We start from the raw sequence: 13,322 nt of genomic DNA, 5'->3' as shown, positions 1-13,322 counted from the left end.
CTTATTCCTCCAGTTGTTGAAGACTGCGGCTGCGAATCTCTTGTTGCAGCTTCTCAATCACTTCACTTACGTCAAGGCTGCCCAGGTCTTTCCCGCGGCGAGTGCGAACGGCAACTTTGCCTGCTTCCACTTCTTTATCACCACAGACCAACATATAAGGGACACGACGTAAAGTGTGCTCGCGGATTTTAAAGCCTATCTTCTCATTTCTCAAGTCTGCTTTTACACGAATGCCCGCATTTTGAAGTTTCTGCGTCAATTCGTTAACGTATTCAGACTGTGAATCAGTAATGTTCATCACCACTACCTGAACCGGCGCAAGCCAGGTCGGGAAGAAGCCAGCGAACTCTTCAGTCAGGATACCGATAAAACGTTCCATAGACCCAAGAATTGCGCGGTGAATCATTACCGGTACCTGACGCTCATTGTTTTCGCCCACATAGGAGGCGCTCAGACGAGACGGCAGGGAGAAGTCCAGCTGTACTGTACCGCACTGCCATGCGCGATCGAGGCAGTCATACAGGGTAAATTCAATTTTCGGACCGTAGAAGGCGCCTTCACCCAGTTGATATTCAAATGGGATATTGTTTTCTTCCAGCGCAACGGCCAGGTCCGCCTCAGCACGATCCCACATTTCGTCGCTACCGATACGTTTTTCGGGGCGAGTGGAGAGTTTGACAACGATTTTCTCGAAGCCAAATGTGCTGTACATATCGTAGACCATACGGATGCAGGCGTTAACTTCATCGCGGATTTGCTCTTCAGTACAGAAGATATGCGCATCATCCTGGGTGAAGCCGCGTACACGCATCAGACCATGCAACGCGCCTGACGGCTCGTTACGGTGGCAGCTACCAAACTCTGCCATACGCAGCGGCAGGTCGCGGTAGGATTTCAGGCCCTGATTAAAGATCTGTACGTGACCCGGACAGTTCATCGGCTTGATGCAGTATTCACGGTTCTCTGAAGAGGTGGTGAACATCGCATCTTTGTAGTTGTCCCAGTGCCCGGTTTTTTCCCACAGCACGCGGTCCATCATGAACGGCCCTTTCACTTCCTGATACTGATACTCTTTGAGCTTGGAACGCACAAAGACTTCCAGTTCGCGGAAAATTGTCCAGCCGTCGTTATGCCAGAACACCATACCCGGCGCTTCTTCCTGCATGTGATACAGGTCAAGCTGCTTACCAATTTTACGGTGGTCACGTTTTGCCGCTTCTTCCAGACGTTGCAGATAAGCGCTGAGGGCCTTTTTATCTGCCCAGGCCGTTCCGTAGATACGCTGCAACATCTTATTGTCGCTGTCGCCACGCCAGTACGCGCCTGCGGTTTTCATCAGTTTAAAGTGATGGCAGAAGCGCATATTCGGCACGTGCGGACCGCGGCACATGTCGACATATTCTTCATGATGATACAAACCAGGTTTGTCATCATGGGCAATGTTTTCATCAAGAATGGAGACTTTATAGATCTCGCCACGCTTCACGAAGGTTTCACGCGCTTCGTGCCAGCTGACTTTCTTCTTAATGACGTCGTAATTTTTCTCAGCGAGCTCGTGCATCCGCTTCTCGAGCGCATCGATATCTTCCTGGGTCAACGTACGGTCAAGGTCTACGTCATAGTAGAAGCCGTTGTCGACAACCGGACCGATAGCCATTTTGGTATTCGGCCAAAGTTGTTTGATCGCATGACCTAACAGGTGCGCGCAGGAGTGACGAATAATCTCCAGCCCTTCTTCATCTTTTGCGGTGATGATAGAGAGCGTCGCATCATTTTCGATCAGGTCAGAAGCATCAACCAGCTCGCCATTAACACGGCCAGCAAGGGTGGCTTTCGCCAGACCTGGACCAATGTCCAGCGCAACATCCATAGGGCTTACAGCGTGGTCGTAATGGCGTTGACTGCCATCAGGAAGAGTAATAACAGGCATGTTATGTCCTTATTTGCAGTGGTGACCCATACGCAAGATCACATACAAAGAGAAAATTTATTTGTTTACAGTTAGTTGTGCAGCCATCTAACCAACAATTGCTAAATTGGCGCACAATCTGGTACACATCCGCTTTCGCTACGCAAGCGCGGCAATGTGGTCGAACGATGGTAACACTAAAAAAAGGGAGAATGCACCCTTCTGTTTTATATTGGGCCGGATCATGACGTCAGCAAGCGTTTTTCGCCTCCTCCTCTCACCTGCCCTGAAGGATTGTCCTGGAGACAGAATGAATATCCATTCACTGACTGGCTGACAGTTTTGTTACACTAGGATTAACCGTCTGAAATCGACAGGATATAAATGATGCCATCAAATCGCTTCGCCAAAAAACACTGGAAAATGGTGGTCGTCCTGATCGTCATCTGTGGCGCAATGTTATTGCTACGCTGGGCGGCAATGATTTGGGGATAGCCGTGAAACGCTGCGCCGTCGTGATTCAGGCAGCGTGCACATTCTGGACAAAAGCGCTGACGGGTAAATCGACGTCAGACACCGTAATAAAAAAGCCAGACTGGCGAACAGTCTGGCCTCAGTTTACATCCGGTAGCCCAGAGAGACGGTAGTACGTCTGTCCGTATGCTCCGGTGCCGTTTCCGGCGGTTCGGAGTTCCACGTCACGTTGTACGCCACCTTCAAACCAAAGTGCTCATTGATTGCCACATTCAGCGCCGTCTCGGAGTTCAGCGTCGTATCTTCAGCACCGAACACCGACACGCCTTGCGTAAATTTGGTGTTGTCTGAAATCTGCCAGGCATACGCGCCAGAGGCATAGCCCAGCGGCTGCGTTTCCGTCGTGCCATCCGTATGTTCGTCGTACCGTACGCCCGGACCGAATTCAAAACGGAAACTGTGTACGGGACCGTTAAGGAACTGGCGACCATAACCGGCAGTGAACACGTCGCGCTCACGGTAGCCGTTATAACGGTCCGTCAGCCAACTCGCCTGGCCAAAAAGATAGTCATAATCGGTCACGTTGTAACGACTACGACCGCCAACCGCATATTTCTCTGAAGAGCGTTCATCATTGGAAGAAGTGTTGCTCGCGTTCCCCCACAGTGACCAGGCCGTTGTTTGGCCGTACCAGGTCATGGTCGTGTCCGCGGTCAAAGAAGAACTTTTCGTGTTGCCTGACTGCGCAAGATAACCGGCATTAAGATTGCCTTCGAAGGGTTTCTTCGCACTTGAGGGGTCATCCATGACAGTAAAAACGGAATCATCGGCAGTTGCATACATCGACGCAAACATGCCCCCCGCCAGCAGAACGGCAGCGGGAACTGTCTTTAAAAGCTTCATTTATAAAGAGTCCGTACAACAAAAAAAGAGACCATTACGGTCCCGGAAACTTTCAGAGGGATCAATGACAAACGCCCCAGGAAAGGTAACAAATTATAAAAAGGCTCGAATAACATAGCAATGAATTCTTATTTCATTTTTTGAATAAGAGAGCTCTCAAAACAATTAAATATTTATATATCCTTACGGTAAATTAAATAAATAAACTTTAATTAATCATATTGTTAATGACTTCACTTTAGGGCTATTCGGTGCCAGACTGAACATAGCCTAACAGGAGGTAACGATGGTACGTATCTATACGTTGACGCTTGCGCCCTCTCTCGATAGCGCAACGATCACTCCGCAAATCTATCCCGAAGGGAAACTCCGCTGTACTGCCCCGGTATTTGAGCCTGGCGGCGGTGGCATAAATGTCGCTCGCGCCATCGCCCATCTGGGCGGAACGGCAACCGCTATTTTCCCCGTCGGGGGGGCAACCGGTGAACACCTGGTGACCCTGCTCGCTGACGAAAACGTTCCGGTCGCAACCATTGATGCAAAAGACTGGACGCGTCAGAACCTGCACGTTCATGTCGAATCCAGCGGAGAACAGTATCGCTTTGTGATGCCCGGCGCGGCTCTGAATGACGATGAGTTTCGCCAGATAGAAGAGCAGGTTCTGGAGATCGAGTCCGGTGCCATTCTGGTGATCAGCGGTAGTCTGCCGCCAGGCGTTAACGTTGAAAAACTCAGCCAGTTAATTACCGCCGCGCAGAAACAGGGGATCCGTTGCATCATTGACAGCTCCGGCGAGGCGCTGACGGCCGCGTTAGCGATTGGCAATATCGAACTGGTTAAACCCAATCAGAAAGAACTCAGTGCCCTGGTTAATCGCGAACTGACGCAACCTGATGACGTGCGCAACGCGGCACAGGAAATTGTCCGCAGCGGCAAGGCACAGCGCGTCGTCGTCTCGCTCGGTCCTCAGGGCGCACTGGGCGTGGACAGTAAAACCTGCGTACAGGTTGTGCCGCCGCCGGTTAAAAGCCAGAGCACCGTGGGTGCGGGCGACAGTATGGTGGGGGCAATGACACTCAAACTGGCTGAAGGCGCCTCGCTTGACGATATGGTGCGCTTCGGCGTGGCGGCCGGTAGCGCCGCGACCCTCAACCAGGGAACACGCCTGTGTTCCCATGACGATACACAAAAAATCTACGCTTACCTTAGCCAGCCATAATGAATCCCCCTCTCTTCGAGGGGGAATTTTGCGTAAACCTGTCGGCTTACGCGTTCACCGTCTATGCTACAAACTCATGAGCTTACAAAGGGGTGTCAAATGGCCAGTGGGGAAATCACCCGATATGTTGTTACTATCACGTTCCACGAGGACTCCTTAACGGAAATAAATGAACTGAATAATCATCTTACCCGTGCCGGTTTTCTACTCACCCTTACGGATGATGACGGTAATGTGCATGAACTGGGAACCAATACCTTTGGGTTGATTAGCGCCCAGAGTCCGGACGAGGTCAAAGCTCTGGCCGCGGGACTGGCTGAAAGTGCGTTAGATAAAATGCCGGAGGTCAGCGTGGTGACCTGGGACGAGTGGGATCTCAGCGGACAATAAATGCCATTACCATGAAAACACGTCCACGGTGTGCGTTAGTTCGTGTTTTTTTACCGCATCTTTGCGCTAACCTTATGATCTGGCAGACAACATGGGGAGAGACATCATGTGGCAGGCTATCAGTCGCCTTTTAAGCGAGCAACTCGGTGAAGGCGAAATCGAACTGCGTAACGAACTGCCTGGCGGAGAAATTCATGCCGCGTGGCATTTACGCTATGCGGGACGCGATTTCTTCGTTAAATGTGATGAGCGAGAACTGCTTCCAGGCTTCACGGCAGAAGCCGACCAATTAGAACTGTTATCACGCAGCCATACGGTGACGGTCCCCAAAGTGTGGGCGGTGGGTGCGGATCGTGATTACAGCTTTCTGGTGATGGATTATCTCCCTCCCCGCCCCCTGGATGCGCACAGTGCATTTATTCTGGGGCAGCAGCTTGCCCACCTGCATGAATGGAGCGATCAGCCGCAGTTTGGGCTGGACTTCGATAACGCGCTCTCGACCACGCCGCAACCCAATGCCTGGCAGCGCCGCTGGTCTACCTTCTTCGCCGAACAGCGCATTGGCTGGCAACTCGAACTGGCGGCGGAAAAAGGGATTGCCTTTGGTAATATCGACGCCATCGTCGAGCACGTGCAACAGCGTCTCGCCTCCCACCAGCCACAACCTTCTTTATTACATGGCGATCTGTGGTCCGGGAACTGCGCGCTCGGGCCAGACGGTCCGTATCTGTTTGACCCAGCCTGTTACTGGGGAGACAGAGAGTGTGACCTGGCGATGTTGCCGCTGCATACTGAACAGCCGCCGCAAATTTATGATGGTTATCAGTCAGTGTCGCCGCTGCCGTTAGATTTTCTCGACCGGCAACCGGTATATCAACTGTATACCTTGCTCAACCGGGCAAGACTGTTTGGCGGCCAGCACCTGGTGATTGCGCAGAAGGCAATGGACAGACTACTCGCGGCGTAATCATGGTTGACATCAATTGGCCGCCGGATGGCGGCCTTTCAGGCCGCTAACAAAGAAGGAAAAAACGTGGTTTTTCCTTTTTTGTGGTTATCAGCCGAAAATCAATGAATTGATTTTCCTCGTTTATAATCAGGCGCTCTCGGCTTGTCCGGTAACGGAACGAGGTTTGTCATCACTCTCAAAGACCGCCGGATGGCGGCCTTTTTGTTCAGACAAATCCCAGCAGGGAAAAAAACACATAGCCGGCAATGATGATAATCACCGGCAGGATGTAGAGCGGGAAAAACTGCAGAAAAATCGTGTGATGCGGCACCACGATCCGTGACTCGATCTGCTCGCGTGACAACCCTTCGCTGCCCTTGGCTTTCTCCAGAATCAACTGGTCTTCAACGCCTTCACGTAAAAACCGCGCCTGGCGGCTCATGCGCGCGCCGGAATCCTGCATCGCCAGCCCGATAAAAATCAGCGCAAAAATCAGCCAGAACAGAATGTTCAGGCTATTCTGGAAATCCGGCGTCGGCGAGTTGTACCAGAAGAGGTTCAGAAACGGGGTATTCACTCGCATCATGTCGATCATGACGTGGGCAAAATCGAGCATCACTGCGTTAATCCCTTCCTGCTTTTCGCTGTGCGCGTACATAAATTTCAGGGCTGAAATCAGCGTGGAGAGAAGCGCCGGGATAAATATCACCCATCCTAAGATCCTTTTTAACACTGCAATGCGTCCAGCTTGTTGATACGTCATGAGTTCCCCTTGATGAAGACGCGTCGTTTTGGCTTAAGTCTACCTGCTGATAACCCTTTTCGCCCGATCTTTAAAAACGTTATGATAGCGGCTAACGCTGAATACCCTACATTTAATGCTCAACAGGAGAGGTTGTAATGTCAACCCCGCGTCAAATTCTTGCGGCCATATTCGATATGGATGGATTGCTGATTGATTCCGAGCCGCTGTGGGATCGGGCTGAACTGGACGTGCTGTCCAGCATCGGCGTCGATATCACTCGTCGTCACGAACTCCCGGATACGCTGGGACTGCGCATCGATATGGTTGTCGATCTCTGGTTTGCTCAGCAGCCGTGGAACGGGCCGAGCCGCCAGGAGGTCACCGATCGCGTCATTACCCGTGCCATCACGCTGGTTGAAGAGACGCGTCCGCTATTACCGGGCGTCAAAGAAGCGGTCGCGTTGTGTAAAGCGCAAGGTTTGAAAGTCGGACTGGCGTCAGCATCCCCTCTGCATATGCTGGAAAAAGTACTGGCGATGTTCGACCTGCGGGAGAGCTTTGACGCTATCGCTTCAGCGGAGAAACTACCCTACAGCAAACCACATCCCCAGGTTTACATCGACTGCGCGGCGAAACTGGGCGTTGACCCGTTATGTTGTGTAGCGCTGGAAGATTCCGTCAACGGTATGGTGGCATCGAAAGCCGCGCGGATGCGCTCCATCGTCGTACCGGACAAAGAGGTGCGACACGATCCGCGCTATATCCTCGCTGACGTCAGGCTCAACACACTCACGGAACTGACCATCGCCGATTTACTTGGCTAACCGGGATCGGGCAATGGCCACATTGCCCGTCTTGCCAAGAGTCAAAATTAAAACGACGTTTCATTTTTATTGTATTCTTTCGGTTCCTCTCCTATCCTTCTTTCAGGCACATAACAGATAAAAACGGATAGCCGAGGTCATTATGATTCTGGATGCATTTCGTCTCACAGGTAAAGTCGCCATTGTCACCGGTTGTGATACCGGGCTCGGGCAAGGGATGACGGTTGCGCTGGCGCAAGCCGGTTGCGATATCATCGGCGTGAACCGCAAAGTCCCTCATGACACCGCCGCCAAAGTTGAAGCGCTGGGTCGCCGCTTTTTCGCCATACAGGCCGATCTAAGCCAACAGGAAGTCATCGCGGACGTTATCGCCCAGGCGGTAGAGAAATTCGGTCGCATCGACATTCTGGTGAATAACGCCGGGACCATTCGTCGCGAAGACGCACTCAGTTTTACTGAAAAGGACTGGGACGACGTGATGAACCTGAATCTCAAGTCGCTCTTCTTTCTCTCCCAGGCCGTTGCACGCCAGTTCATCGCCCAGGGCCAGGGCGGAAAAATCATCAACATCGCGTCAATGCTGTCGTTTCAGGGCGGTATTCGCGTCCCGTCCTATACGGCCTCAAAGAGCGGTGTTCTGGGCATTACCCGACTGTTAGCGAATGAGTGGGCGCAGCATCAGATTAACGTCAACGCTATCGCCCCCGGTTACATGGCAACCAACAACACCCAACAACTGCGGGAAGATGCTGAACGCAATAAAGAGATTGTCGATCGTATCCCGGCGGGCCGCTGGGGAACGCCAGACGATCTGCAGGGTCCGGTCGTTTTCCTCGCCTCGAAGGCAGCAGATTACATCAACGGTTATACGCTGGCCGTCGATGGCGGTTGGTTAGCGCGTTAAACGCGCATTATTGACAAAGAGTTACAACGTCACCACTTCCGCCCACTGTATAAAAATCCTATACTGTACGAATTCACAGTTTATCAGGTTTTATCATGACGGCGGAAGGTCACCTCCTCTTTTCCATTGCCTGCGCGGTGTTTGCTAAAAACGCGGAACTCACGCCCGTACTCGCACAGGGTGACTGGTGGCATATTGTTCCTTCCGCTATTCTGACCTGTCTGTTACCGGACATTGATCACCCAAAGTCATTTCTCGGTCAGCGACTAAAATGGATTTCGAAACCGATCGCCCGTGCGTTCGGCCATCGCGGATTCACTCACAGTCTGCTGGCCGTCTTTGCGCTGCTGGCGACCTTCTACCTGAAAGTGCCGGAGAGCTGGGTTATCCCCGCCGATGCCTTGCAGGGTATGGTGATAGGCTATCTGAGCCATATCGCCGCCGATATGCTGACGCCAGCGGGCGTCCCCCTGCTCTGGCCCTGTCGCTGGCGCTTTCGCCTGCCGATTCTGGTCCCGCAGAAAGGTAATCAACTGGAGCGATTTCTCTGCATGGCGCTGTTTGCCTGGGCGGTATGGATGCCCCAGACCTTGCCCCAGAACAGTGCAGTTCGCTGGTCATCCGATATGATTAATACACTGCAATGGCAGTTCAATCGCTTTATAAAGCATCAAATCGACCAGTAAAGCAGCGAAATTATCGTTTTTGGCATAAACAATTCCATTTGAATATAAGAGCCAGGTCACAGTTCTGCTAACCTTGCGGCAACAGGATCGCTGTGACACAGCGGGACGAATAATAAAATCAGGAGAACGGGGATGAATTTTCCATTAATCGCGAACATTGTGGTGTTCGTCATTCTGCTGTTTGTGCTGGCGCAAGCCCGTCATAAACAGTGGAGTCTGGCAAAGAAAGTGCTGGTCGGTCTGGTCATGGGTGTGGTCTTTGGCCTTGCGCTGCACACCATCTATGGCTCTGACAGCCAGGTGCTGAAAGATTCCGTCCAGTGGTTCAACATTGTTGGTAACGGCTATGTGCAACTGCTGCAAATGATCGTCATGCCGCTGGTATTTGCCTCGATTCTGAGCGCGGTCGCCCGTCTGCATAACGCCTCACAGTTGGGGAAAATCAGCTTTCTGACCATCGGGACCCTGCTGTTTACCACATTGATTGCCGCACTGGTCGGTGTGCTGGTGACCAATCTGTTTGGCCTGACCGCTGAAGGTCTGGTTCAGGGCGGTGCCGAAACGGCGCGACTGAATGCCATTGAAACCAACTATGTCGGTAAAGTGGCCGATCTCAGTGTCCCGCAGTTGGTGCTCTCCTTTGTACCGAAAAACCCGTTTGCCGATCTGACCGGCGCGAACCCGACGTCCATTATTAGCGTGGTCATTTTTGCCGCCTTCCTCGGCGTCGCCGCGCTGAAACTGCTCAAAGATGACGCGCCGAAAGGTGAACGTGTGCTGACCGCAATCGACACCCTGCAAAGCTGGGTGATGAAACTGGTCCGCCTGGTCATGCAGTTAACGCCTTACGGCGTTCTGGCGCTGATGACTAAAGTGGTAGCGGGTTCTAACCTGCAGGACATCATTAAGCTGGGTAGCTTCGTCATTGCCTCGTATCTCGGTCTCGGCATTATGTTCGTTGTCCACGGTGTACTGCTGGGTGTTAACGGCGTGAGCCCGCTCAAGTACTTCCGCAAAGTGTGGCCGGTTCTGACCTTCGCGTTTACCAGCCGTTCCAGCGCCGCCTCTATCCCGCTGAACGTGGAAGCGCAAACCCGTCGTCTGGGCGTGCCGGAATCTATCGCGAGCTTTGCCGCCTCCTTTGGTGCAACGATTGGTCAAAATGGCTGTGCTGGTTTGTATCCGGCCATGCTGGCCGTTATGGTGGCGCCGACGGTCGGTATTAACCCGCTGGATCCTCTCTGGATTGCGACGCTGGTCGGCATTGTGACCGTCAGCTCTGCCGGGGTAGCCGGTGTCGGTGGCGGCGCCACGTTCGCCGCGCTGATCGTACTGCCTGCGATGGGGCTGCCTGTCACGCTGGTGGCGCTGCTCATCTCCGTTGAGCCGCTGATTGACATGGGCCGTACCGCGCTGAACGTCAGCGGGTCAATGACCGCCGGTACGCTGACCAGCCAGTGGCTGAAGCAAACCGATAAAACCATTCTGGACAGTGAAGACGACGCCGAACTGGCGCATCACTAAACGTCCCCAAAACAGAAAACCGCCCTTCGAGGCGGTTTTTTTATGCCGGAATTAATCCGCTATTTCGTTTTCCTGACGAATCTGATTTGCCCAGCGCTGGGCAGATTCCGCCTCGCTGAACGCCGGCGAGCGCTGGAACGACTCCCCCATTAAGACAAACGCGACATACTTCCCGCGCAAGATCCACACGTCACGAAACGCGTCCATTTTTATTGCATGTTCGGGCGGTGCAGGTTCAACACGCGGAACATAACTAATAACCGGGCGATTTTGTTGGCGAAGAGGTTTCATCATTAATTGCTTCACTAAGACAAATTCAAAAATCAGAAAAGAACTATCTTAGCCGATTTTACCCCCGCCCGTCCTGCTCCTGGCGTGCGCTTTCTCCTGTCAACCAACGCTGGCATCCGCGTTCTGCTCGGCGGGATCACACGAGTGGACTATAGTTAGAGGGTTTTTGACAAAAAAACATCGACCCTTTCAGCAATGAAAAATGGAGACGAGTTCAATGTCGCATAATGAGAAAAATCCCCATCCACATCAATCACCGGTGCACGATCCGCGCGAAGCAAAACCGGGTCTGGACTCTCTGGCTCCTGATAATGAGTCGTATCGCCCTGTTCCTGAACCGACGCCTCCAGGCGCGCAACCTACCGCGCCCGGCAGTCTGAAAGCCCCGGATACCGGCAATAAAAAGCTGAGCGATCTGGAAACGGTACGCAAGGGCAGCGAGAATTTTGCCCTCACTACTAACCAGGGCGTACGCATTGCTGATGACCAGAATTCATTGCGTGCAGGCAGTCGTGGACCTACGCTGCTTGAAGATTTCATCCTGCGCGAAAAAATCACCCATTTTGACCACGAGCGCATTCCCGAGAGGATCGTCCATGCACGCGGCTCGGCAGCTCACGGCTATTTCCAGCCCTACAAAAATCTGAGCGACATCACCAAAGCCGACTTTCTCTCTGACCCGGATAAAATCACCCCGGTCTTCGTACGTTTTTCCACTGTTCAGGGCGGCGCAGGCTCGGCGGATACGGTGCGTGATATCCGTGGTTTTGCCACCAAGTTTTATACCGAAGAAGGCATTTTTGATCTGGTTGGCAATAATACCCCTGTCTTTTTTATTCAGGACGCGCATAAATTTCCTGACTTTGTGCATGCGGTAAAACCGGAGCCGCACTGGGCGATACCGCAGGGACAAAGTGCGCATGACACCTTCTGGGATTACGTGTCGTTACAGCCAGAAACCCTGCATAACGTCATGTGGGCGATGTCCGATCGCGGCATTCCGCGCAGTTATCGCACCATGGAAGGCTTTGGCATTCACACTTTTCGGCTGATCAACGCCGAGGGTAAGGCCACCTTCGTTCGTTTCCACTGGAAACCTCTGGCAGGTAAAGCCTCACTGGTATGGGATGAAGCGCAGAAGCTGACCGGTCGCGACCCGGACTTCCATCGCCGGGAACTGTGGGAAGCCATTGAAGCCGGTGATTTCCCGGAATATGAACTGGGACTGCAATTGATCCCGGAAGAGGACGAGTTGAAATTCGACTTTGACTTACTGGATCCGACCAAACTGATCCCCGAAGCGCTGGTTCCGGTGCAGCGCGTCGGTAAAATGGTACTCAACCGCAACCCCGATAATTTCTTCGCCGAAAACGAACAGGTCGCCTTTCATCCCGGCCATATCGTTCCCGGCATTGATTTCACGAACGATCCGCTGTTGCAGGGGCGTTTGTTCTCCTATACCGATACGCAGATTAGTCGTCTTGGCGGACCTAACTTCCACGAAATCCCAATCAACCGCCCGACCTGCCCGTATCACAACTTCCAGCGTGACGGCATGCACCGCCAGGATATTGATACCAACCCGGCCAACTATGAACCCAACTCCATCAATGACAACTGGCCGCGTGAAACGCCGCCGGGACCGAAACGCGGCGGCTTTGAGTCATATCAGGAACGCATCGAAGGTAACAAAATCCGTGAACGTAGCCCCTCGTTTGGCGAATATTACGCCCATCCGCGTCTGTTCTGGTCAAGCCAGACGCCCGTGGAACAGTTGCATATCATCGATGCCTTCAGCTTTGAACTGAGTAAGGTTGTTCGTAGCTGGATCCGTGAACGGGTGGTCGACCAACTGGCGCATATCGACATTAACCTCGCGCAGGCGGTCGGGAAGAATCTGGGGATCGCGTTAAGCGATGAACAGACACAAATTGCACCGCCGCCAGAGGTGAACGGACTGAAGAAAGATCCTTCACTCAGTTTGTATGCTGTGCCGGACGGAGATATCAAAGGCCGCGTCGTCGGGATTTTGCTCAACGGAAAAGTGAAATCCGCCGATCTGCTTTCAATACTCCAGGCGCTTAAGGCGAAAGGCGTCCACGCGAAACTGCTCTACTCCCGCATGGGCGAGGTGGTCGCAGATGATGGTTCAACGCTGACCATCGCCGCCACTTTTGCCGGAGCACCGTCTCTCACCGTGGATGCAGTCATTGTGCCGTGCGGTGACATCGCCGATATTGAGGACAACGGCGACGCGCAGTACTACCTGCTGGAAGCCTATAAGCATCTCAAACCTATTGCACTCGCCGGTGAAGCACGACGCTTTAAAGCGCGACTTCATATCGACAGTCAGGGAGAGGAAGGCGTTGTTGAAGGCGCTGATGCGGATAGCCGTTTTATGGATGAGCTGTTTACATTGATGGCAGCTCATCGCGTCTGGTCGCGCACGGCTAAAATCCCGACCGTACCAGCCTGAGGCAACTCGCGGGCAAAAAAAAGCGGCG

The 13,322-nt window shown here is 52.9% G+C and carries 13 protein-coding genes; 9 read left to right on the top strand and 4 right to left on the bottom strand.

The features are described from left to right. Window position 1: 1 nt before the first annotated feature. Window positions 2–1,930, bottom strand: coding sequence for a threonine--tRNA ligase (gene thrS / locus AOY24_RS11175; protein ID WP_043000876.1), 1,929 nt, complete (start codon window positions 1,928–1,930; stop codon window positions 2–4). A 366-nt stretch (window positions 1,931–2,296) separates the two neighbouring features. On the opposite strand from thrS, the gene yniD reads away from it, so the two are divergent. Continuing rightward, on the top strand, window positions 2,297–2,404 hold the full coding sequence (gene yniD / locus AOY24_RS24910) for a small membrane protein YniD (RefSeq protein ID WP_086512613.1): 108 nt from the start codon (window positions 2,297–2,299) through the stop codon (window positions 2,402–2,404). A gap of 123 nt (window positions 2,405–2,527) precedes the next feature. Here the strand turns inward: yniD and AOY24_RS11170 are convergent, their stop codons facing one another. After that, window positions 2,528–3,286, bottom strand: coding sequence for a YdiY family protein (locus tag AOY24_RS11170; protein ID WP_043000877.1), 759 nt, complete (start codon window positions 3,284–3,286; stop codon window positions 2,528–2,530). Window positions 3,287–3,572: 286 nt separating this feature from the next. Here AOY24_RS11170 and pfkB point away from each other — a divergent pair, with 286 nt between their 5' ends. The 3 genes from pfkB to AOY24_RS11155 all read left to right on the top strand — a co-directional run bounded on the left by pfkB (window position 3,573) and on the right by AOY24_RS11155 (window position 5,862). Further along, window positions 3,573–4,505 (top strand): 6-phosphofructokinase II, encoded by a 933-nt coding sequence (pfkB, locus tag AOY24_RS11165; protein ID WP_043000878.1) that lies wholly within the window; start codon window positions 3,573–3,575, stop codon window positions 4,503–4,505. Between the two features lie 99 nt (window positions 4,506–4,604). Next, on the top strand, window positions 4,605–4,895 hold the full coding sequence (gene ghoS / locus AOY24_RS11160) for a type V toxin-antitoxin system endoribonuclease antitoxin GhoS (protein WP_043000879.1): 291 nt from the start codon (window positions 4,605–4,607) through the stop codon (window positions 4,893–4,895). Window positions 4,896–5,001: 106 nt separating this feature from the next. After that, on the top strand, window positions 5,002–5,862 hold the full coding sequence (locus AOY24_RS11155; RefSeq protein WP_043000880.1) for a fructosamine kinase family protein: 861 nt from the start codon (window positions 5,002–5,004) through the stop codon (window positions 5,860–5,862). A 208-nt stretch (window positions 5,863–6,070) separates the two neighbouring features. On the opposite strand, the gene AOY24_RS11150 is transcribed toward AOY24_RS11155, so the two are convergent. Continuing rightward, window positions 6,071–6,607, bottom strand: a complete 537-nt coding sequence (locus AOY24_RS11150; RefSeq protein WP_043000881.1) for a YniB family protein — start codon at window positions 6,605–6,607, stop codon at window positions 6,071–6,073. A gap of 137 nt (window positions 6,608–6,744) precedes the next feature. Here AOY24_RS11150 and hxpB point away from each other — a divergent pair, with 137 nt between their 5' ends. From hxpB to tcyP, 4 genes are all read left to right on the top strand, one after another. Beyond that, complete coding sequence (hxpB, locus tag AOY24_RS11145) at window positions 6,745–7,413, top strand: hexitol phosphatase HxpB (RefSeq protein WP_043000882.1); 669 nt, start codon at window positions 6,745–6,747, stop codon at window positions 7,411–7,413. A gap of 142 nt (window positions 7,414–7,555) precedes the next feature. Continuing rightward, window positions 7,556–8,317 carry a 2-dehydro-3-deoxy-D-gluconate 5-dehydrogenase KduD gene (gene kduD / locus AOY24_RS11140; protein ID WP_043000883.1) on the top strand — a complete coding sequence of 254 codons (762 nt, stop codon included), beginning with the start codon at window positions 7,556–7,558 and terminating at the stop codon, window positions 8,315–8,317. A 95-nt stretch (window positions 8,318–8,412) separates the two neighbouring features. Beyond that, on the top strand, window positions 8,413–9,003 hold the full coding sequence (locus AOY24_RS11135; protein ID WP_043000884.1) for a metal-dependent hydrolase: 591 nt from the start codon (window positions 8,413–8,415) through the stop codon (window positions 9,001–9,003). A gap of 132 nt (window positions 9,004–9,135) precedes the next feature. Further along, entirely contained in the window at window positions 9,136–10,527 is a 1,392-nt protein-coding gene (tcyP, locus tag AOY24_RS11130) for a cystine/sulfocysteine:cation symporter (protein WP_054176635.1), read from the top strand. A 51-nt stretch (window positions 10,528–10,578) separates the two neighbouring features. On the opposite strand, the gene cedA is transcribed toward tcyP, so the two are convergent. Then, on the bottom strand, window positions 10,579–10,833 hold the full coding sequence (gene cedA / locus AOY24_RS11125) for a cell division activator CedA (protein WP_071888400.1): 255 nt from the start codon (window positions 10,831–10,833) through the stop codon (window positions 10,579–10,581). Between the two features lie 202 nt (window positions 10,834–11,035). On the opposite strand from cedA, the gene katE reads away from it, so the two are divergent. Beyond that, complete coding sequence (katE, locus tag AOY24_RS11120; protein ID WP_054176634.1) at window positions 11,036–13,294, top strand: catalase HPII; 2,259 nt, start codon at window positions 11,036–11,038, stop codon at window positions 13,292–13,294. Window positions 13,295–13,322 lie beyond the last annotated feature (28 nt).

Source organism: Citrobacter sp. CtB7.12 (genome assembly GCF_001297795.1).
GTDB lineage: Bacteria > Pseudomonadota > Gammaproteobacteria > Enterobacterales > Enterobacteriaceae > Citrobacter_A > Citrobacter_A amalonaticus.
Note: the sequence above shows the minus strand (reverse complement) of the source record. Positions and strands in the feature narration are given on the sequence as shown.